Origin of the sequence: Paracoccus wurundjeri (assembly GCF_030678915.1) — a bacterium.
In the GTDB taxonomy this organism is placed as follows: domain Bacteria; phylum Pseudomonadota; class Alphaproteobacteria; order Rhodobacterales; family Rhodobacteraceae; genus Paracoccus; species Paracoccus onubensis_A.
This window is the reverse complement of record NZ_JAUUTZ010000002.1, coordinates 88,492-108,228: the sequence shown is the minus strand read 5'-3', so window position 1 is coordinate 108,228 and position 19,737 is coordinate 88,492. Positions and strand designations below refer to the sequence as shown.

The window sequence follows — 19,737 nt, the reverse complement described above, 5'->3', positions numbered from 1 at the left end:
ATGCCCGCAAGACATCCGCTTCTTCATCCCCTGGCAATCGCACTGACCGCCACGGTCGCGCTGCCGCTGCTGATGCAGGCGGTCGGCCTGACCATGACCTCGGCCACCGAGGTCGTCATCTTTGCACTGGCCTGCATGGGGTTAAACCTGCTGGCCGGTTATACCGGGCTGGTGTCTTTCGGGCATGGCGCCTGGTTCGGCTTCGGCGCCTATGCGGCAGCCCTGATCGCCCTCGCCTTGCCGGGAAATGCCTTCGTCCTGCCGCTGATTCTGTCGGTAACACTGACGGCGGTGGTCGCCTTGCTGTTCGGCTGGCTGATGCTGCGGCGGCGGGGGGTCTATTTCTCGTTGATGACGCTGGCGCTGTCCGCGCTTGGCTTTACCGTCGCCTTCCGCTGGACCTCGGTAACCGGCGGCGAGAATGGGCTGGGCGGGGTCGAGCGACCGGTTCTGCTGGGCATCGACCTGAACGACAATCTTTACTTCTATATCGTCGTTGTAATCATCGCGCTCCTTGTGGCCGGAGCGATGTGGCGCTTTGTGAATTCCCCGCTTGGACGGGTGCTGGAAGCGGTCCGGGAAAACGAAACCCGCGCCACCGCGCTGGGCTACAGCACGCTGCGCTACAAGCTTGCGGCCTTCGTCCTGTCGGCCAGCGTCACCGCGTTGGCGGGCGGGCTTTTGCTGTACAAGAACCGGCTGACCTCGGCCGAACCGATGTCGATCATCTTTTCGGGCGAATTGCTGGCCATGACCGTGATCGGCGGGATGCGGGGTTTTCTGGGTCCGGCATTGGGGGCGCTGTTCTACATCATGTTCCGCGAATACCTGTCGATCTATACCCAGAACTGGCTGTTCTGGTTCGGGTTGGTCTTCGTGGGATTTGTTCTGTTCGCCCGCGACGGTCTGATCGGCATCGGGCGACAGGTCTCGGCCCGGCTGTTCCCCGGCCCCGATCTGAACGCCGCCATGGCCGAACGCCGGGTCGAGGCGCTGCCCCTGCCCGGGATGCTGCGCGCCAAGGGCGATCCCGCCGGATCGGTGCTGAAGGCGCAGGATCTCGTCAAATCCTTCGGCGCTTTCAAGGCCGTCGATGGCGTCAGTATCGATGTGCAGGACCGCAGCCTGCACGCGCTTATCGGACCGAACGGCGCGGGCAAGACTACCGCCTTCAACCTGATGACCGGGATGCTGACGCCCGATAGCGGGAATGTCACGCTGGCCGGACAGCAGGTCGCCGGCCTGTCCGCCGGGCGGATTGCCGAAATGGGCATGGGCCGATCCTTCCAGATCACCAGCCTCTTCCCCGATCTGAGCGTCGAGGAAAATATCCGGCTGGCCATTCAGGCCGAGGATCCCTTGCGCATGAATCCATGGCTGCGCACCGAGAGTATCGACCGGATCAACGACAAGGCCCGGCAGATCCTGGCCTGGGTGGGTCTTGCCGGGATGGAGCGGGCCAAGGCAAGCTCGCTGTCCTATGGCGGTCAGCGGCTGCTGGACCTGGGACTGGCGCTGGCCAACCATCCACGCGTCCTGCTGGCGGATGAGCCGCTGGCCGGCCTGTCGGTTGCAGAGCGCGAGCGGGTCGGTGATCTGATCAAACAGGTCTCGGCCGATATTCCGGTACTGCTGGTCGAACATGATATCGACCGGGTCTTCAACCTTGCCGATCATGTGACGGTGATGAATGAAGGCAAGGTTCTGCTGGATGGCACCGTCGCCGACGCCCGCGCCTCGGATGCCGTACGCGAGATCTATATCGGCTCAGGCACTGCCGAGGTCGCCGCAAGCGCCAATCCGGGCGAGGTCGGCGCAGCGGTTTGCACGCTGGACAAGGTCAATGTCCATTACGGCAAAAGCCATATCCTTCACGATGCCAGTTTCGATATCCGCAAGGGCGAGATCCTGGCTTTGCTGGGGCGCAATGGCGCCGGGAAATCGACCCTGCTGAAATCCATGATCGGCATCGCTCCGGTCAGTTCCGGTTCGATCCGGCTGGAAGAACGCGAGCTCGCCGGGCTGGATTCGGCCACCATCGCACGGGCGGGGATCGGTTACGTTCCGCAAGGGCGCGGCCTGTTCGCCGGAATGACCGTGCGCGAGAACCTTGAACTGGGTCGGATCAGGCGGCGTACCGGCGCGGGCAGCCATTGGAGCGACGAGCAGATCCTGGAGTTCTTTCCACGTCTGGGAGAACGCATGGAGACCGAGGCCGACCGCCTGTCTGGTGGAGAGCAGCAGATGGCGGCAGTGGCCCGCGCGCTGTCGGGCGATACGAGAATATTGTTGCTGGACGAGCCATTCGAAGGTCTGGCGCCTGCCGTGGTCGAGCAATTGTTTCACAGCTTTGACCGGCTGCGCGAATATCTGTCCATCGTGATCGTCGACCACAATCTGGATTTGGCGCTGGCATTGTCGGATCGCACCGTCGCGCTGGAAATGGGGCGGGTGTTTCACGAAGGACCCTCGCGGGCATTGGCGGAGGATCTCGATCTGCGCCGCAAGGTGCTTTGGCTGTAAAGGAAAAAAGATGACCGCAATCGCTATCGTTGGTGCCGGACTGATTGGCAGATCATGGGCAATCGTCTTCGCCCGCGCGGGGTTGTCCGTGCGGGTCTGGGACCCGGATCCCGATGTTCTGGAACGCCTGCCAGCCGATATCGCGGCAATGATCGATGATGCCGGGGCCGATCCGGCTGTCGCCGATCAGGTCACCGCCATTCCTACCTTGGCCGAAGCATTGGACGGGGCCGAATGGGTGCAGGAAAACGGTCCGGAAAAACTGGAGGTGAAACGCGCTCTCTTCGCCGATATCGACCGGCTGGCCGCGCCCGGGGCCATCCTTGCCTCATCCAGTTCGGCTTTGATGCCCTCGGCCTGGTCCGAAGGGCTGGCAGGCGCCGCGCGCTGTCTGGTCGCCCATCCCGTGAACCCGCCGCATCTGGTTCCCGTTGTGGAACTTTGCCCCTCTGCCCGCACCGCGCCCGAAGCAATGGACCGGGCCGAAGCGCTGTTCCGTGATGTGGGACAGGTTCCCGCCCGGCTGAACCACGAGATCGGCGGCTTCGTGCTGAACCGTTTACAGGCCGTGCTGCTGGCTGAATCGCTGCGGCTGGTCTCTGAAGGCGTGATCAGCGTCAAAGGGCTGGATGACACAGTGCGGCACGGGCTGGGCCGCCGATGGGCATTCATGGGTCCACTGGAAACGATCCTTCTGAACGCCCCGGACGGCGTGCCCGATTACATGCGCCGCTATGGCCCCATGCTCGCCGCCCTGACCGATGGCGCGGCGCGCGGCGAAGCATTCACCGAGGATGCAGGCGGGATCGTTGCCGAAGCCTTTCCCGGCACCCTTATCCGCGACCGGCAGGATTGGCGCGACCGGGAACTGGCCGCGCTGGACAGGCATCTACGCAGCCGTATCGAAAGGAACAATTGATGGCCAAACCCCGCAAGACGATCATTACCTGCGCCGTGACCGGCGCGATCCACACCCCCTCGATGTCGGAATATCTTCCGGTCACACCTGCCGAAATCGCCGAAGCGGCCATCGGCGCCGCCGAAGCGGGTGCGGCCGTCATCCACCTGCATGCCCGCGATCCGCGGGACGGCCGCCCCGACCAGACGCCCGAAGCCTTCGAACCCTTTCTGCGGGTGATCAAGCAGCGTTCTGACTGCGTGGTCAACATCACCACCGGCGGCGCCCCGACCATGTCCATCAAGGAACGCATCCGGCCCGCCGCGACATGGCAGCCCGAGGTCGCCTCGCTGAATATGGGCACGATGAATTTCGGCTTGTTCCCGATGCTGGCTCGTTTCGATGGCAAGCTGAAACATCAATGGGAACGCGACTATCTGGCCAATCGCGACATCGTCTTCCGTAATACTTTCGGCGATATCGAGCATATCCTGACGACACTGGGCGCAAACGGCACCCGTTTCGAATTCGAATGCTATGACAGTGCACACCTCTACAATCTCAAGCATTTCTTCGATGCCGGGCTGGTCAAGGGGCCATTGTTCATCCAGACCGTCTTTGGACTGATGGGCGGGATCGGCGCGCATCCCGACGATGTCATGCATATGAAGCGCACCGCCGACCGGCTGTTCGGCGACAATTACCGATGGTCGGTCCTTGGCGCGGGCAGGAACCAGATGGCCGTTGCCGCCATGGCTGCCGCGATGGGCGGGCATGTCCGGGTGGGGCTGGAAGATTCGCTATGGAACGGTCCCGGACGGCTCGCCCGTTCGAACGCCGAACAAGTGACCCGGGCGCGGCAGATCATCGAGGGGCTGGGGCTGGATATCGCAACACCGGATGAGGCTCGCGAGATCCTCGCTTTGAAAGGCGGCGATCAGGTTGAATTCTGATCTGGTGGCTGGCCGCTCGGGCGGTCCGTACCCTCCGCAAGACGCTGCATGACCGGTTCGCCGGCCGGTCCCCAAGGTCTTTTACGGTTCCCCAAAGAAAACCGCCCCGGAGCAGTCGCGCGGGGCGGTTCCAGCGGTATTTCCGGGACGCGCTCAGTCGGCAGGCATTTTGATCGACTCGTCAAGGAATTCGTTCGTATAGGCCGTCCCGACATCGAAGGGCTGCTCAAGCTCGAAATAGGTTTCGACCGTTTGATAGTCGACTTTCATGCGCTCGTCGTTGAATGCGCCCAGCGCGACGGTCGTCGTGGTCTCGTCTGCCATCAACTCCTTGATGCGGTTCCACTGGTCGACCTGATTGTCGTGATCCAGTCCCGACACTTCGGCCATCAGGGCCTCGAGGCAAGGGTCTATGTCTTCCACGCAGGCAGCAAAGGCTCGCTGCGTGATCGCGGCAAATTGGGCGACGACATCTTTGTTCCCTTCGAGAAAATCGCCATTGACGACGACCGAAAGACCATAAGGATTGATGCCGATGTCGCGCCAGGCGACGAAACCGAGATCGTCGCCGAATTCGCGCAGCTTCAGATCATGCTCGTTATAGAAATCGCTGGTGATGTCGATCGCGCCACTCTTCAGCGAAGTAAGCTTGGCCTGAGGCGAGACATTGACGAACTTCACCGAATCCTCGGCGATGCCCACCGTCTCCGCGAAAAGAGGCCACATGATGCGGGAAGCGTCTGCCGGAGGATTGCCAATGGAATGGTCGGGGAAATCTTCCGGACCCTCGATACCTTTGCTCTTGAGCCAGTAGAAACCCTGTGGGGAGTTGGCATAGACGGCCATGATCGCAACGGCATCGGCGCCTTGACCCTTGGAAAGCAGCACGGTCGCCATGTCGGCAATGCCGATCTGCGACATGCCCGCGCCGACACGCTGGGCAGCCGCGCCCGACCCGCGGCCCGCCTCGATGGTCAGGTTGATGCCGGCCTCCTCATACCAGCCCTGCGACTTGGCATAGAAATAAGGCGAATGGTCCGCTGTGGGAACCCAGTTAAGCACCATGTTGATATCGGCGGCCTGAGCTCCGAACGAAAAGAGCGAGGTTGCAAGTGTCGTGGTCAGTGAAAAGGTTCTGCGAAACGTCATGTGGGTCTCCAGCAATGTAAGCGTTTCTTCCGATGGCGTGTCGGGCGGCCATCCCATCTTTCTTGGAATGAGCCGAGTGGCAAACTATAGGCACCGATGATACAGTTGTTCAACAAACAATCAACCGGTTGGTTATAATGGAGAGATAGCGATGGACGAAACGCCCGTTGCAGGACGGCCCGCAAAGAAGGCGAAGCCGCAGCGCCGAGACCCTGCCGCGACATGGAAGGCATTGCTGGATGCCGCCGTTATCGAATTCAGCAGCCATGGTTTCGAAGGCGGGCGCGTGGACCGCATCGCGCAGCAAGCCGGTGTGAACAAGCAACTCGTCTATCATTATTTCGGCAGCAAGGATGATCTTTATCGCGCAGCGCTGGAGGAAGTGTACCGGCAGATCCGCGAGCGCGAACAGGAACTTCACCTTTCCGATCTGCCGCCAGAGGACGCGATGCGCCTTCTGGTAGGCTTTTCCTTCGATTACCTCGCCGATCATCCCGAATTCGTCGCGCTCGTCAACGACGAGAACAGGATGGAAGCCCGACATCTGAAGGCTTCCGACAAAGTGGCAGAGATGCATTCTCCGATCGTCGAACTTGTCGAGGAAACGCTGGAGCGGGGCATAGCTGCCGGCGTCTTCAATGATCGTTTCGGCCCGGTGAACCTGTATCTTTCAATCGCCGCGCTCTCGTTCTTCTACTTTGCCAATCGCAATACCTTATCCGTGATCTTCGACCGCGACATGGCATCCCCTGCTCAGGCCGCGCGCCGGCGCGAACATGTTGTCTCTTTGATCGTGTCCGCGTTGCGGCCATGATAATTAATCAACCAGTTGGTTGACTGTGACGATTTTGCGAATTAATGTGCCGTTACGAATTGGCATGCCGCGCAAAAAAGGGAACTGGAATGGTCTCAGTAGCCGAGGTTTCACCCGCCGCAGAAATCGCCCGGCTGGAGCGGCGTCGCGCCAACCGGATGCGGCTCGTCGCGGTCATCGCGCATCTGACGGCGTTCGCGCTTTGGGAAATCGTGGTGCGGATGTTCGAGGTGCCACGCTTCATCCTGCCGGCACCTACCGAGATTCTGTCCACGCTCGGCTCGGCCCAGTACGACTGGATCGGCAATAGCTGGGTCACCGGCCTCGAGATCGTGGGAGGCTATCTGCTCGCGCTGGTTCTGGGTGTCGTGACGGCATTGCTGTTTTCGTGGTCGCGGATCCTGCTGATGGTGCTTTTCCCGCTTCTGGTGACGCTTAACATGATCCCCAAGGTGGCGCTTGGGCCACTGGTGATCGTGTGGTTCAGCTATGGCATCTCGACCAACATTCTGATCACATTCTCGCTCTGCTATTTCCCGATCCTGCTCACCACCGTACGCGGTCTGCGCGAGGTAGAGCCCGACCTGCTTGATCTGGTGAAATCGCTGCGCGGATCGCGCTGGCAGATGTTCCAGTACATCCAGCTTCCCGGCGCGTTGCCCTATATCATCTCGGGCATGAAGGTCGCCGCGATCCTGGCCGTCGCCGGTGCGGTCGTGGGTGAGTTCATCGCATCGGATCGCGGCCTTGGCTACCTGATGATCCAGGTGCAGGCCGCGCTTGATACTCCGGCGATGTTCATGGCTGTCATGCTCATCACGCTTATCGGCATCGCGCTTTATCTCGCGGTGCTGCTGCTCGAATACCTGATCGTTCCCAAAGATGCGAGGATGTCGTGAACGCTGATCCCAACCTGAACGGTATCGAGTTGCTGGATACCTCACGCCTGCCCGATCGCTTCGAGAATCCAGAGCAACTGGACGATTTCCTGGCACGTCCTTCACGTGCTCTGGTCCAGGACATGGCCGCTCTGGACGGCGATGTCATGATCCTCGGCGCAAGCGGCAAGATGGGTCCGACATTGGCGCGGCTGGCCCGCAATGCCGCGCCCGGCAAGCGCATCGTCGCCGTGGCGCGCTACAGCGACCCCGCAGCGCGCGCGGAACTGAACAGGCATGGCGTCGAGACGATCGCCTGCGACATGCTTGACCGCACCGCGCTCGGGGCCCTGCCGAACGTGCAGAACATCATCTTCATGGCCGGCCGCAAATTCGGCTCGGGCGGCAGCCAGCCGCAGACATGGGCGACCAATACGCATATGTCGGCGCTCGTCGCCGAGACCTTCAGCAAGTCGCGCATCGTCGCCTTCTCGACCGGCTGCGTCTATGCGTTCGCGCCGGTGGACAGCATGGGATCGGACGAAACCTCGCCACTGGATCCGCCCGGCGAATATGCGCAATCCTGCATCGGACGCGAGCGGATGTTCGAATATTTCTCGGGCATCCATGAAACGCCCGGCCGGCTTTACAGGCTGAACTACGCCATCGACCTGCGCTATGGCGTGCTGCACGACGTGGCGGTGAAAGTGCGCGACGGCCTGCCAATCGACGTCTCCATGGGACATGTGAACGTGATCTGGCAGGGTGACGCCAATGCGATCGCGCTGCGTTGCCTGAAGCAGGCAACCGTCCCGACAAGCCCGATCAACGTCACCGGCCCGGAAGTGATCCCGGTGCGCTGGCTTGCCGAAAGATTTGCCGAAAGGCTTGGTCGCGATCCCGTCATCATCGGTCAGGAAACGCCACAGGCATGGCTATCCAACGCGCGCCAGTCCAATGGTCTGTTCGGCTATCCCCTGGTGTCGCTTGACAGGATGCTGGACTGGACGGCCGACTGGGTCTCCCGCGCGATGCCGTCCCATAACAAGCCAACGCATTTCGAGGCGCGCGATGGCGCATACTGAACAATTCGCTCCGGTCATCCTGTCGGATGATGACATCGCGCAAGCGATGGAATTGTCTGCGGAAGCCGGCTGGAACCAGCTTCCGGCGGATTGGCTGCTTTTCCTGAGACAGGGCCGGGTATTCGGATTGTTCGACAGCGACCATCTGGTCGCCACGGCGGCGATCATGCCTTACGGTGACAATTTCGCCTGGATCGGAATGGTGCTGACGCGCAAAGCCTGGCGCGGGCGCGGATTCGGGACATCCCTTCTGAAAACCTGCATCGCGGAACTGGAAAGTCAGGGCCGCAGCGCATGGCTTGACGCGACGCCGGACGGTGAGCCGATCTATCAGGGTTTGGGTTTCGAACCGGTCAGCCGTTTTACCCGCTGGCAGGGAACCGGTACCGGTAACCGCGGAAACGCGCCCCGGCCAGCCGATGCGGCCAAAACCGACGCTGCCGCGATCGAGGCCGCGAACATTGCCTTCGGCGCGAATCGATCTGCGATCCTCCGCGATCTTGCTGCCCGTTGTCCTGCTGCGCATCAAAGTGCGAATGGCGCTTTCTCGTTCGGACGCGACGGACGGGTCGCCACGCAGATCGGCCCGGTGGTCGGAACCGATGACACGGCCATCGCCGGGCTTGTCGATCATGTTCTTTCGGCACTCGAAGGTCCGGTTTTCCTCGATGTCGCAGAGCGCTGCAGAAAGCTGACCGGACTCCTGAAAGCCAGAGGGTTCACCCGTCAACGCCCTTTCCTCCGCATGAGGAAAGGCTCGCATGGAATTCCCGGAAACCCGCGCCACACCGCAGTGATCGCCGGGCCGGAATTCGGATAGGACGTCTTCGACATGGGTCTTCATCATTCCAATCTGCCGCAAGACGTTCTTGCCATCCTGCGCAAGGGCGCGGTGATCCCCGCGCATCCTCTGGCGCTCGATGCGAATCGCAAATTCGACCCGGTCCGCCAGCGCGCGCTGTCGCGCTATTATGTCGATGCGGGCTCTGGCGGGCTTGCCGTCGGCGTGCATACGACACAATTCGCCATTCGGGATACGGGGCTTTACGAACCGGTTCTCAAAGCTGCGGCAAACGACGCGGCCGGCTGGACGGATCGGCCGCTGGTGATGATCGCCGGCGTGGCGGGCAAGACGGCGCAAGCCGTCAACGAGGCGGTTATCGCCCACGATCTCGGATATCATGCCGTACTTGTCAGCATGGGCGCAATGCGTGGCGCTTCGGGTGACGAGCTGATCACCCATTGCGAAACCGTTGCCCGCGAGATGCCGATCATCGGCTTCTACATGCAGACGGCGGTCGGCGGCATCGATCTTGACGCTGCGTTCTGGACCCGCTTCGCCGCCATCGACAATGCCGTTGCGATCAAGGTGGCGCCGTTCAACCGCTATCGCACGCTCGACGTGATGCGCGGTGTCGTGGAAGCCCGCGCGGAAGATCGCATCACGCTTTACACCGGAAATGACGATCACATCGTCGCCGATCTCGCCACGCCCTTCGATATTCCGCGCGGCAACGATATGGTGCGGTTGCGCTTCCGCGGCGGCCTGCTTGGCCATTGGTCGGTCTGGACGCGCAAGGCGGTCGAATTGCTGGACAGGATTCATGCGGCGATCGATGCCGGGAAGGCGATGCCGGCAGAGCTTATGGGCCTCGACGCGCGCGTGACCGACTGCAACGCGGCCTTTTTCGACGTCGCCAATTCCTTCCACGGCTGTATCGCCGGCTGCCATGAAGTGCTGCGCCGGCAGGGGCTTCTGGAAGGCATCTGGTGTCTCGATCCGGAAGAAGGTCTTTCGCCCGGACAGGCCGCCGAGATCGACCGCATCTATGCCGCCCATCCCGACCTCGCCGACGACGATTTCGTCGTGGCCAACCGCGAAAGATGGCTATCATGAACACTGCCGCGCAAACCGCATCCCACACGGAAGCTTCGCCGCTGATCCGGCTGCAGAATGTACGCAAGGTCTATCGCACCGGAGGAACCGAGGCGCTTGCCATCTCGGATGTGACGCTTGACATCAACGAGGGCGATTTGCTCTCGGTCGTCGGGCCATCGGGATGCGGCAAGACGACCGTGCTGAAGATCCTGGCCGGGCTGCATGACGCGGATGGCGGCACGGTGAGCATCGGTGACGGTCACGGCTCATTCGTAGAGGGGCGTGATGTCGGCATGGTGTTTCAGCAACCGCTGCTGCTCAAATGGCGTACGATCTCGGATAACGTCATCCTGCCGGCGCAGATTCTCGGCCTGCCGATGAAAGCAGCGCGCGAACGCGCGCGCGATCTGCTGCAGATGGTTGGGTTGGGCCAGGCAGGCGACAAATATCCGTTCGAACTTTCGGGCGGCATGCAGCAGCGTGCCGCAATCGCGCGCGCCCTTATTCACGATCCGAAACTGGTGCTTATGGATGAGCCATTCGGCGCACTTGACGCAATCACGCGCGAGAAGATGAATCTCGAAATGCTGCGCATCTGGCAAGAAAGCCGCAAGACATTCGTTTTCGTGACGCATGGTATCCAGGAAGCGATCTTCCTTGGCTCGCATTGTGCGGTGCTGACGGCCGGACCTGCGCGCATGGCGGATTTCTTCCGCATCGACCTGCCTCATCCGCGCCATCTCGACATCAAGACAAGCGCAGCGTTCGGCGATTACGTTAAAAGGGTATATCGCCAGCTCGGCATGGAATAGGGCCAGACGTCACAACCGGTTGACCACCAACAGATCCATCATTGCCGCCAGATGAAGCGCGGAACCCGAGACGACGAAACCGTGCCAGATGGCCGACTGGAACCGCAAGCTGCGCCAGATGAAGAAAAGAACCCCGATCGAATAGGCGACACCGCCCGCAATCGTCAGCCACACGGTGCTGGCAGGCAGGATTGCGGCGAGGTCGCCGGCGATCACGACTCCGCTCCAGCCGATGGCAAGGTAAAAGAGGATGGCCAGCCGGTCAAAGCGGCCGGGCAGAAACAGCTTCGCCGCAATCCCAAGCGTCGCGGCCACCCAGACGAATACAAGCATGGCAGCCGCCGACATGCCGTCAAGCTGGGCAAGGAAAGGCGTGTAGGTTCCCGCGATCAGAAGATAGATCGCGGCATGGTCGAAGCGGCGCAACACGGCTTTGACCGCGGAGACGGGCCACAGATTATAGGCGCAAGAGACCGAGAGCACCGTAAGCAGCGACGCGACGTAAAAGACGACGGCCACATATTCCGCAGGGGCCGCGCGCATGGCGGAAAGCGCCAGCAAAGCCGAACCCGCCGTAATCGCCAGCACGATACCCACGGCATGCACGATGCCATCGGCCCATAACTCGGCGCGCGAAATGCGAAAGCATTCGCGAAAGAGATCGGGCGTCCCTGCCGGGGGGCGATTGCTATCCTTCATCATGTCAATATGGCACTTTGCGGTGAAAATAATACCGGCGTTACTCTACGACAGAATCGCCTTCGATTCGATCTTTCCCATCTGCCATTGGACAAGCCGCTGTCAGTTGATCATTCTCCGGTGCCGGGTAACACGCTGGTCTGACGGAATAATCCTGTCAAACGCCGTCAATCAGAATGTCCAGAGCCCGTTTGAGCGGATCACGCGCATGATTAAGATTGCCGACGCAATCACGCAATTCCGACCCGGGCACGGCGGCCATTTCCTGAACCCTCACGATCCATCTGCGTCCGCCGACCTCCACAGCGGGCGTTAAGCCGGGAAAGGCGGCATAGGCTCCCTCTTCCCGAAGCGGTGCGACGATCCGCGTAGCATCGATCCCGATCAGATCGGTCTGCAAATCGACGACAAGAAGATCATCAGACAGGCGAAAAACGTCAAACTGCGCCATTGAAAACCCGATCAGAAGCTACGGTAACGCGCCAGCGGCACACCATTCTGCTCGACCTCATGGCTATATGCATGAATTGCTTCGCGATTTTCCTCGCGCCACCGCCGATTACGTTCCTCTTTGGCGGCTGCGGCGATCGCGGATTCCGCCAAACGCGACATGTTGAGCCCGTAAGCGCGCGCCGCCCGCGAGAGTTCTTCATCGATCGTCAGATTTACCTTGATGCGCCCCATGAAAGACCTCTTCTCATATAAGTATGAAACAGGAGTATATACTGACCACATCAATTCCGCAACCTGCCACTGAACGCGCCGACAAGGCAAATCCTTTCATTGCCTTATCAGGTGCCAAGTGGCGCCGGAGCGTTCCCGTAATATAGCTGCACCACATGTTCCGCTTCGGCGAAGAACAGCCATCGCGATACACATATGCCGGCAAGATGGAATGCGAAGGCCAGAATCAGTGAAACGATACCGCCTCCCAGGAAGATAAGCAGAACCGGGATCATGCCGAGGGTCGCAATACAGATGACCTTCAGCTTCACGGCGTGGCGGCGGGCAACCTGAAAGCCGAACTCTTTCAGCAGATAATTGCTGCCGCTATGCGGGGCTTCGAAGAGCCGGATACTTCCGGGCGTACCCAGACCCGTCGCCGATGCGATGCTGTGACCGCGCTCCGCGAAGCGGCGATCACCGCGCAACCAGCAGGCAATCTGAATCAGCGTCAGAACAAGCAGCAACAGAATTGCCGTCGCGCCTTGCCCTGCCAGCATCGCTCCGGCGGCAAGTGCGGCGGCAACGAAATAGATCGGCGTCAAAACCGTGTTCCACCGGGGAACAGTCGCCATCTGCGCATAAATCATCGAGGTTACGAAAACCGTCGCGATACACATCGCCGCGACCAGCCATCCCAAAGACGTAATACGGGTAGCGAAGAATATCACGCCAATCGCATAAAACCCTGCAATCAGCAGGGTGGCGACCGCCGCCCATGCCTCACGGCTGAGCCAGCTTGTCCGCCACTGGGTAAACGCCAGCAAAGCGCGCTGCGGATTGCCAAGATGGAATGTCGATGAAATCAACCCGCCTACCGCCATCGAGAATGCCAGAGTGAATTGCCAGAAGGCCGTAAAACCGGTGTCCAACGACAGTCCAAGGCCAAGAAACGCCAGATAGCCGAAGCCCGCTCCGGAAAGGACGGTGAAGATGATGACGGAAGGTGCCGGATGCATCAGATTTTCTCCAAAGCGCGGTCAAGCCAGGCAAAGAAGCCTTGCGCATCTGTCGCGCCGGCGGAAGGGCTGGCAAGGGGTGCGGATCTCGGGCCCGCGCCGTTCAGCCGATCCTTGGGCCGGGGTGGCAGATATTTGTTTACCGGGCGGGTTCCCATCTCGGGCATCAGGTCGAAGCCGCCCCGTTCAGTGACCAACTGACTAACGGCGCTTTCCCTGTCGCCCAAATCGCCGAAATGACGGGCGCCGGCAGGACAGGTGCGAACGCAGGCAGGCACCCGGTCCTCCTCTGGCAGGTTCTCGTTATAGATACGGTCCACACAGAGAGTACATTTCTTCATCACCCCCGCTGCACTATCCATCTCACGCGCGCCATAGGGGCATGCCCAGGCACAAAGGCCGCATCCGATGCAGGCATCTTCGTTGACCAGAACGATACCGTCCTCGGCCCGTTTGTAACTGGCGCCTGTCGGGCAGACGGTGACGCAGGGCGCATCTTCGCAATGCAGGCAGGATTTGGGAAAATGCACGATCTGCGCGGGACTGTTATCCTCCGGTTCGATCTCGAAGCTGTGGACACGGTTGAGAAAACTGCCCGAAGGCTCGGCGCCATAGGCATCCGTGTCGGACAGCGGCGCGCCATAATTCTCGGTATTCCAGCCCTTGCAGCTGATGACGCAGGCATGGCAGCCGACACAGGTATCCAGATCGATCACCAGTCCCATCTTGCGCTCGGTACTCTGCGGCAAAGACGTCATTCGCTTACCTTCCATTGCAGGTTTTTCGGCCCTCGCCCCACAGGCGAGCCAATCGCGGCGAAAGCCGGGTCGGTTTCGGCCTGCGGCGCGACTTTCTCGATGCTGACACGCAGATCGAACCACGCCGCCTGACCGGTGATCGGATCGGAATTCGTCCAGCGAAGGCCATCGCCACGCGGCGGCAGCAATTCGTGGATAAGATGGTTCAGCAAAAAGCCTCGTGTCGCTTCGGGGGCGTCAGGATCCAGAGCCCAGGCCCCTTTGCGTTTACCAATCGCATTCCATGTCCAGACCGTTTTCGCGTTCAGCCCGCCATGCAGCGCGACCGGCACGGTGATGCTGCCGTGGACCGAACTGACCCGCGCCCAGTCGCCATCCTGAAAGCCATGCCGGTCCCAGACATCACGCGGGACGTAAAGCGGGTTATGACCATGAATCTGGCGCAGCCATGCGTTCTGGCTACCCCAGCTGTGATACATCGCCATAGGTCGCTGCGTCAACGCGTGCAGGGGATAATCGGCGGGATCCGTATGATCATCTTCAAATGGCGGATACCAGATCGGCAGCGGATCCATGATCCGGCGCAATTGTCCGCGCAGATGATCCGGCGGCTGCCGTTCGCCATGCCCTTCGGCGGCACGCTGGAATTTGCGCATCGTTTCCAGATACAGGTTGAACAGGTACGGCTGCGGCTTGTCGTAGAAGCCCATGCCCACCGCCCAATCCTGATAGACCATGTTCCACGGCTTGTAGAAACCGGCCTCCCCGGGAATGTGGTTCACAAAGAAGCCCCCATTCTCGATATAGCGCTGCAACTGATCCGGGTTCGGCGCCCCGCGTCCAGTCTGATCGCCATTGCCGCGAAAGCCGGCCAGCGGACCGATGCCGGGCTTGCGTTCGTGGTTCACGATATAATCGGCATAGTCACGCCATTTCGGCGCTTTGCCCTCGTCCACGAATCCCGGCAATTCCATAAGATTCGCCAATTGGATCAGAACGGTCTGGAAGCCGCGCACATCGCGATCCGGCTCGACCACCGGCCAGCGGATCGCATCCGCCGCAGCCTCGGCCTCGCAGATCGGACGATCCAGCAGGCTGATGCAGTCATGCCGTTCCAGATAGGTCGTGTCCGGCAGGATCAGATCGGCATAGGCAACCATTTCGGAACTGTAGGCATCGGAATAGATGATCCGGGGGATGACATAATCGCCGTTTTCATCCGTATCGGTCAGCATCTCGATGACGCCACGGGTATTCATCGAGGAATTCCACGACATGTTGGCCATATACAGGAACAGCGTGTCGATCGGATAGGGATCTCCCGCATGGGCGTTCGAGATGACCATATGCATCAGCCCATGCGCCGACATGGGATTTTCCCAGGTGAACGCCTTATCGATCCGCGCAGGGGTGCCGTCTTCGGTCAGGGCCAAATCCTCGGGGCCTCTTACGAAACCCAGATGCGGGCCGTCCAGCGGGCAATCGGGCTGCGTCTTGCAATGCGGCACGGGATGCGCCTCGACGGGCTTGGGGTAAGGCGGCTTGAAACGGAAGCCGCCCGGCACCTCGACCGAGCCCAGCAGGATCTGCAGCACATGCAACGCCCGGCAGGTCTGGAACCCGTTGGAATGCGCCGAGATACCGCGCATCGCATGGAAAGCGACGGGACGTCCCGTCATGGTTTCGTGCCTTTCGCCGCGAAAATCGGTCCAGGCACGGTTCAGCGTGATTTCCTCTTCAAATGCCACGCGGGCTATCTCGTCCGCGATGGCGCGGATGCGCGGGGCCGGGATGCCGCAGCGACCGGCCACGGCTTCGGGCGCATATTCCGGGCACAGATAACGTTTCGCCATCAGTTGCAGCACGGTCTGATGACCGGGATGGCGGGCATTCGGATCGGGGCGCACGGCCTTGCGGTCAAAGGGCGCAAGCTCGCCTGTCGCGCGGTCGATGACCAGCGTCTTGCCATCACTGTCGCGCAGGAACAGGCCGGTTTCGTCATCGACCAGCAGCGGCGCATCGGTGTAACGGGCCAGATAGTTGAGATCGATCTTGCCCGCCGACATCAGGCAATGGATCAGCGACAGGATGAACAGCCCGTCGGTGCCCGGTGTAATACCCAGCCATTCGTCGGCCACCGCGTTATAGCCCGACCGGATCGGGTTGACGCCGATCACCCGCGCGCCGCGCGCCTTGAGCCTGCCGATGCCCATCTTGATCGGATTGCTGTCATGATCCTCGGCCACGCCGAACAGCATGAACAGCCGGGTTCGTTCCCAGTCGGGCTGACCGAACTCCCAGAACGCGCCACCCATCGTATAGATCCCGGCCGTCGCCATGTTGACCGAACAGAAGCCGCCATGCGCGGCATAATTCGGCGTCCCGAATGCCTGGGCCCAGAAGCTGGTGAAGGACTGGGACTGATCGCGCCCGGTAAAGAAGGCGAGTTTCGAAGGATCGGTTCCGCGAATCCGGCTTAGCCAGTCGCCGGCGATGCCAAGAGCTTCTTCCCATGATATTTCCTCGAACTCGCCCGATCCGCGCGGCCCAACCCGGCGCAGTGGCGCGCGCAACCGCGAGGGGGCGTTGACCTGCATGATGCCCGCCGAGCCCTTCGCGCACAGGACGCCCCGGTTCACCGGATGGTCCCGATTGCCCTCGATATAGGCAACGCGGCCGTCCTTCATGTGGACATTGATGCCGCAGCGGCAGGCGCACATGTAACAGGTCGTCTTGCGAACCTCGTCCGAAACCTTGGGCGACGTGTCTAGCTGGGGCTGGGTCATGGCAGGGCTGCTCCTTGGCGGACAGGTTGCGGCTGGGTCGTGGAATGGCTGGCCGCCTGAAGGGCAGTCAACGCGATCATATGAAATACATCTTCGGCGGAACAACCGCGCGACAGATCGTTTGCAGGCTGCGCCAACCCTTGCAGAACGGGTCCGATGGCAATCGCTCCCCCCAGTCTCTGGGCGATTTTATAACCGATATTGCCGGCATCCAGATTGGGAAAGATAAACACATTCGCGTTGCCGGCAATGGGTGAGTTCGGGGCCTTCCTCTGTGCCACCTCGGGCAGAAGCGCGGCATCGAACTGCAATTCGCCGTCGATCAGCAAATCCGGCGCCCGCTGCCGCACCAGCCGCGTAGCCTCGGAAACCTTTTCCGACGAGCGATGGGAAGCACTGCCATGAGTCGAGAATGACAGCATGGCGACACGCGCCACCTTGCCCGTCAGGCTTGTGAAGGAAGATGCCGAATCCAGCGCGATCTGGGCCAGTTGTTCGGCATCTGGATCTATCACCAGACCCGCGTCGGAAAATATGCAGCCATGATTCCTGCCATCGGCACGGTCGCAGAACATCATCAGGAAATAGCTCGAGACCAGCCTGCTGCCCGGTGCCGGACCAATGATCTGCAACGCGGTCCGGACGATCTGGGCGGTCGATAAGACCGCGCCGCCCACCGTGCCATCTGCATAACCCGCACGAACCATAAGCGCCGCATGAACATGCGGCAGACGGGCTGTCCGTGCGGCCTCGTCAGGCGTAATGCCCTTGCCGCGGCGAAGATGATGGAACAGCATCGCCAGTTCTTCCGAAAACGGAGTGACCGCAGGATCGAGGATGCGCAAGCGATCACTCTCGCCGCTCCCCGCCTCGGCCAGGCGCGCGGTCACGGCATCGGGCGCGCCCAGCAGAGTCACATCCGCCACCCCCCGTTCCACCGCCATCGCCGCGCCCTGTGCGATCCGTGAATCGTCACCCTCGGGCAGGACGATATGGCGGCGGGCACCCTGGGCACGCAGCAGAATATCAGCCAGCAGCTTCATCAGTCAATTTCGGGCAATCGCATGTCGGCAGCGTCTATTCCGGCCACGACAACCGGTTTCTTCATGGCATCGCGGCGGAAGGGTTCGCCCAGCTCCTGATTCAGCAACACCTCGATGAAGGTGGTTTTCCTGTCCTTCATCTGTGCCTCGACAGCGTCATGCAACGCGGCGGTCAATTCGGTCATATCACGCACCTGCACGCCCTCGACACCGCAAGCCCGCGCGATATCGGCATAGCGGACATTCTGCGACAATTCGGTGCCGACGAAATTATCGTCGAACCAAAGGGTAGTGTTCCGCTTCTCCGCGCCCCACTGATAATTGCGAAAGACCACCATGGTGATCGCCGGCCAGCCATCCCGGGCAAGCGAGACCATCTCGTTCATCGATATCCCGAAAGCGCCATCCCCCGCGAAACCGATCACCGGAATATCCGGACAGCCGATCTTGGCCCCCAGGATCGCCGGGAAACCGTAACCGCAAGGACCGAACAGGCCCGGAGCGAGATATTTCCGCCCCGCCTCGAAGCCGGGATAGGCGTTGCCGATGGCGCAGTTATTGCCGATATCGCTGCTGATGATCGCGTCTTTCGGCATCGCGGACTGGATGGCGCGCCATGCCATTCGCGGAGACATCCGGTCGGAATCCCGCTTGCGGGCACGCGCGTTCCAGTCAGTGCCGGGATCGTCCTCTTCGTGATCGAGGCTGGACAATTCCTGCGCCCAGCGGGATTTGGTCGTCGAGATCAATTCACGCCGCTCCTGACGACCCTGATCACCGGCGGTCTCCGATAGCTGCGACAGGATCCGCCGCGCCACCTTACCCGCATCGCCGACGATCCCGACGGATACCGGCTTTGTCAGCCCGATCCGGTCGGCATTGATATCGACCTGGATGATCTTCGCATCCTTCGGCCAGTAATCGATCCCATAGCCCGGCAGGGTCGAGAACGGGTTCAGCCGCGTACCCAGCGCAAGCACTACATCAGCTTTGGAAATCAGTTCCATCGCCGCCTTGCTGCCATTATAGCCAAGTGGCCCGACAGCCAGCGGATGCGATTGCGGGAAGGCGTCGTTATGCTGATAGCCGCAGCACACCGGCGCATCAAGCCGCTCGGCCAACGCGCGGGAATCACCGATGCCATTGGCCAGAACGACGCCGGCACCGTTCAGAATCACGGGAAAACGCGCCTTGGACAACAGGCTGGCCGCTTTCGAAATGGCTTCCTCGCCGCCCCCGGGGCGCTCGAACTCGACGATCTGCGGCAGATCGATATCGATGACCTGCGTCCAGAAATCGCGAGGCACGTTGATCTGTGCCGGGGCCGAAGCCCGCCTGGCCTGCAGGATCACCCGGTTCAGCACTTCGGCCATGCGCGAGGGATCGCGGACCTCCTCCTGATAGGCGACCATATCCTCCATCAGGGCCATTTGTTCGACCTCCTGAAAGCCGCCCTGCCCTATGGTCTTATTGGCCGCTTGCGGGGTCACGACCAGCAACGGAGTATGATTCCAGTAGGCGGTCTTCACAGGCGTCACCAGCGACGTGATGCCCGGCCCGTTCTGCGCAACCAGCATCGACATGCGGCCGGTCGCGCGGCTGTATCCATCCGCCATCATCCCCGCATTGCATTCATGCGCGCAGTCCCAGAAGGTGATGCCCGCTTTGGGAAACAGGTCCGAGATCGGCATCATGGCCGAACCGATAATCCCGAATGCATGCTGGATGCCGTGCATTTGCAGGGTTTTGACGAATGCTTCCTCGGTAGTCATTTTCAT

Annotated in this window: 18 protein-coding genes; 9 read left to right on the top strand and 9 right to left on the bottom strand. The window is 61.1% G+C overall.

Annotated features, from left to right (window positions below; all coding sequences use genetic code 11):
• From Q0601_RS02875 to Q0601_RS02865, 3 genes are read left to right on the top strand one after another with little or no spacing between them, the layout of a single operon-like run.
• Nucleotides 1-2,523 (top strand): branched-chain amino acid ABC transporter ATP-binding protein/permease, encoded by a 2,523-nt coding sequence (locus tag Q0601_RS02875; protein WP_305286938.1) that lies wholly within the window; start codon nucleotides 1-3, stop codon nucleotides 2,521-2,523.
• 10 nt (nucleotides 2,524-2,533) lie between these two features.
• Nucleotides 2,534-3,442, top strand: a complete 909-nt coding sequence (locus Q0601_RS02870) for a 3-hydroxyacyl-CoA dehydrogenase (RefSeq protein WP_305286936.1) — start codon at nucleotides 2,534-2,536, stop codon at nucleotides 3,440-3,442.
• Complete coding sequence (locus tag Q0601_RS02865) at nucleotides 3,442-4,374, top strand: 3,5-dioxohexanoate:acetyl-CoA acetone transferase (RefSeq protein ID WP_305286934.1); 933 nt, start codon at nucleotides 3,442-3,444, stop codon at nucleotides 4,372-4,374. Before Q0601_RS02870 ends, Q0601_RS02865 begins: the two co-directional genes overlap by 1 nt.
• A gap of 153 nt (nucleotides 4,375-4,527) precedes the next feature.
• On the opposite strand, the gene Q0601_RS02860 is transcribed toward Q0601_RS02865, so the two are convergent.
• The gene (locus Q0601_RS02860) at nucleotides 4,528-5,538 is read right to left on the bottom strand and encodes an ABC transporter substrate-binding protein (RefSeq protein WP_305286932.1); all 1,011 of its coding nucleotides are present in this window, start codon (nucleotides 5,536-5,538) and stop codon (nucleotides 4,528-4,530) included.
• A 136-nt stretch (nucleotides 5,539-5,674) separates the two neighbouring features.
• On the opposite strand from Q0601_RS02860, the gene Q0601_RS02855 reads away from it, so the two are divergent.
• The 6 genes from Q0601_RS02855 (at nucleotide 5,675) to Q0601_RS02830 (ending at nucleotide 10,991) form a co-directional block, all read left to right on the top strand.
• Nucleotides 5,675-6,337: a TetR/AcrR family transcriptional regulator gene (locus tag Q0601_RS02855; RefSeq protein ID WP_305286930.1), complete on the top strand. Its 663-nt coding sequence runs from the start codon at nucleotides 5,675-5,677 to the stop codon at nucleotides 6,335-6,337.
• 89 nt (nucleotides 6,338-6,426) lie between these two features.
• Complete coding sequence (locus Q0601_RS02850) at nucleotides 6,427-7,236, top strand: ABC transporter permease (RefSeq protein ID WP_305286928.1); 810 nt, start codon at nucleotides 6,427-6,429, stop codon at nucleotides 7,234-7,236.
• Complete coding sequence (locus Q0601_RS02845) at nucleotides 7,233-8,300, top strand: NAD-dependent epimerase/dehydratase family protein (RefSeq protein WP_305286926.1); 1,068 nt, start codon at nucleotides 7,233-7,235, stop codon at nucleotides 8,298-8,300. Before Q0601_RS02850 ends, Q0601_RS02845 begins: the two co-directional genes overlap by 4 nt.
• On the top strand, nucleotides 8,287-9,120 hold the full coding sequence (locus tag Q0601_RS02840; protein ID WP_305286924.1) for a GNAT family N-acetyltransferase: 834 nt from the start codon (nucleotides 8,287-8,289) through the stop codon (nucleotides 9,118-9,120). Before Q0601_RS02845 ends, Q0601_RS02840 begins: the two co-directional genes overlap by 14 nt.
• A 12-nt stretch (nucleotides 9,121-9,132) precedes the next feature.
• Nucleotides 9,133-10,197, top strand: a complete 1,065-nt coding sequence (locus Q0601_RS02835; protein ID WP_305286923.1) for a dihydrodipicolinate synthase family protein — start codon at nucleotides 9,133-9,135, stop codon at nucleotides 10,195-10,197.
• A complete protein-coding gene (locus Q0601_RS02830) occupies nucleotides 10,194-10,991 on the top strand; it encodes an ABC transporter ATP-binding protein (RefSeq protein ID WP_305286921.1) in 798 nt (265 codons plus the stop codon). Before Q0601_RS02835 ends, Q0601_RS02830 begins: the two co-directional genes overlap by 4 nt.
• A gap of 9 nt (nucleotides 10,992-11,000) precedes the next feature.
• Here Q0601_RS02830 and trhA read toward each other — a convergent pair whose 3' ends face one another.
• The 8 genes from trhA to xsc all read right to left on the bottom strand — a co-directional run bounded on the left by trhA (nucleotide 11,001) and on the right by xsc (nucleotide 19,737).
• A complete protein-coding gene (gene trhA, locus Q0601_RS02825; RefSeq protein ID WP_305286919.1) occupies nucleotides 11,001-11,693 on the bottom strand; it encodes a PAQR family membrane homeostasis protein TrhA in 693 nt (230 codons plus the stop codon).
• Nucleotides 11,694-11,847: 154 nt separating this feature from the next.
• Nucleotides 11,848-12,141: a CcdB family protein gene (locus tag Q0601_RS02820; protein ID WP_305286917.1), complete on the bottom strand. Its 294-nt coding sequence runs from the start codon at nucleotides 12,139-12,141 to the stop codon at nucleotides 11,848-11,850.
• Nucleotides 12,142-12,152: 11 nt separating this feature from the next.
• Nucleotides 12,153-12,374, bottom strand: a complete 222-nt coding sequence (locus Q0601_RS02815; protein WP_305286915.1) for a type II toxin-antitoxin system CcdA family antitoxin — start codon at nucleotides 12,372-12,374, stop codon at nucleotides 12,153-12,155.
• 107 nt (nucleotides 12,375-12,481) lie between these two features.
• Nucleotides 12,482-13,372, bottom strand: a complete 891-nt coding sequence (locus Q0601_RS02810) for a dimethyl sulfoxide reductase anchor subunit family protein (RefSeq protein WP_305286913.1) — start codon at nucleotides 13,370-13,372, stop codon at nucleotides 12,482-12,484.
• Complete coding sequence (locus tag Q0601_RS02805; RefSeq protein WP_305286910.1) at nucleotides 13,372-14,130, bottom strand: 4Fe-4S dicluster domain-containing protein; 759 nt, start codon at nucleotides 14,128-14,130, stop codon at nucleotides 13,372-13,374. Before Q0601_RS02805 ends, Q0601_RS02810 begins: the two co-directional genes overlap by 1 nt.
• Entirely contained in the window at nucleotides 14,127-16,916 is a 2,790-nt protein-coding gene (locus tag Q0601_RS02800; RefSeq protein WP_305286908.1) for a molybdopterin oxidoreductase family protein, read from the bottom strand. Before Q0601_RS02800 ends, Q0601_RS02805 begins: the two co-directional genes overlap by 4 nt.
• Nucleotides 16,913-17,959 (bottom strand): phosphate acetyltransferase, encoded by a 1,047-nt coding sequence (pta, locus tag Q0601_RS02795; RefSeq protein WP_305286907.1) that lies wholly within the window; start codon nucleotides 17,957-17,959, stop codon nucleotides 16,913-16,915. The genes Q0601_RS02800 and pta overlap by 4 nt, the downstream gene beginning before the upstream one ends.
• Nucleotides 17,959-19,737 carry a sulfoacetaldehyde acetyltransferase gene (xsc, locus tag Q0601_RS02790; RefSeq protein WP_305286906.1) on the bottom strand — a complete coding sequence of 593 codons (1,779 nt, stop codon included), beginning with the start codon at nucleotides 19,735-19,737 and terminating at the stop codon, nucleotides 17,959-17,961. The genes pta and xsc overlap by 1 nt, the downstream gene beginning before the upstream one ends.

Coding starts and splice junctions, on each gene's coding strand:
- Q0601_RS02810 (WP_305286913.1), bottom strand. CDS start 13,372: ATGCATCCGGCACCTTCCGTCATCATCTTCACCGTCCTTTCCGGAGCG.
- trhA (WP_305286919.1), bottom strand. CDS start 11,693: ATGATGAAGGATAGCAATCGCCCCCCGGCAGGGACGCCCGATCTCTTT.
- Q0601_RS02840 (WP_305286924.1), top strand. CDS start 8,287: ATGGCGCATACTGAACAATTCGCTCCGGTCATCCTGTCGGATGATGAC.
- Q0601_RS02815 (WP_305286915.1), bottom strand. CDS start 12,374: ATGGGGCGCATCAAGGTAAATCTGACGATCGATGAAGAACTCTCGCGG.
- Q0601_RS02835 (WP_305286923.1), top strand. CDS start 9,133: ATGGGTCTTCATCATTCCAATCTGCCGCAAGACGTTCTTGCCATCCTG.
- Q0601_RS02830 (WP_305286921.1), top strand. CDS start 10,194: ATGAACACTGCCGCGCAAACCGCATCCCACACGGAAGCTTCGCCGCTG.
- Q0601_RS02865 (WP_305286934.1), top strand. CDS start 3,442: ATGGCCAAACCCCGCAAGACGATCATTACCTGCGCCGTGACCGGCGCG.
- Q0601_RS02805 (WP_305286910.1), bottom strand. CDS start 14,130: ATGACGTCTTTGCCGCAGAGTACCGAGCGCAAGATGGGACTGGTGATC.
- xsc (WP_305286906.1), bottom strand. CDS start 19,737: ATGAAAATGACTACCGAGGAAGCATTCGTCAAAACCCTGCAAATGCAC.
- Q0601_RS02820 (WP_305286917.1), bottom strand. CDS start 12,141: ATGGCGCAGTTTGACGTTTTTCGCCTGTCTGATGATCTTCTTGTCGTC.
- Q0601_RS02800 (WP_305286908.1), bottom strand. CDS start 16,916: ATGACCCAGCCCCAGCTAGACACGTCGCCCAAGGTTTCGGACGAGGTT.
- Q0601_RS02870 (WP_305286936.1), top strand. CDS start 2,534: ATGACCGCAATCGCTATCGTTGGTGCCGGACTGATTGGCAGATCATGG.
- Q0601_RS02850 (WP_305286928.1), top strand. CDS start 6,427: ATGGTCTCAGTAGCCGAGGTTTCACCCGCCGCAGAAATCGCCCGGCTG.
- Q0601_RS02875 (WP_305286938.1), top strand. CDS start 1: ATGCCCGCAAGACATCCGCTTCTTCATCCCCTGGCAATCGCACTGACC.
- Q0601_RS02855 (WP_305286930.1), top strand. CDS start 5,675: ATGGACGAAACGCCCGTTGCAGGACGGCCCGCAAAGAAGGCGAAGCCG.
- pta (WP_305286907.1), bottom strand. CDS start 17,959: ATGAAGCTGCTGGCTGATATTCTGCTGCGTGCCCAGGGTGCCCGCCGC.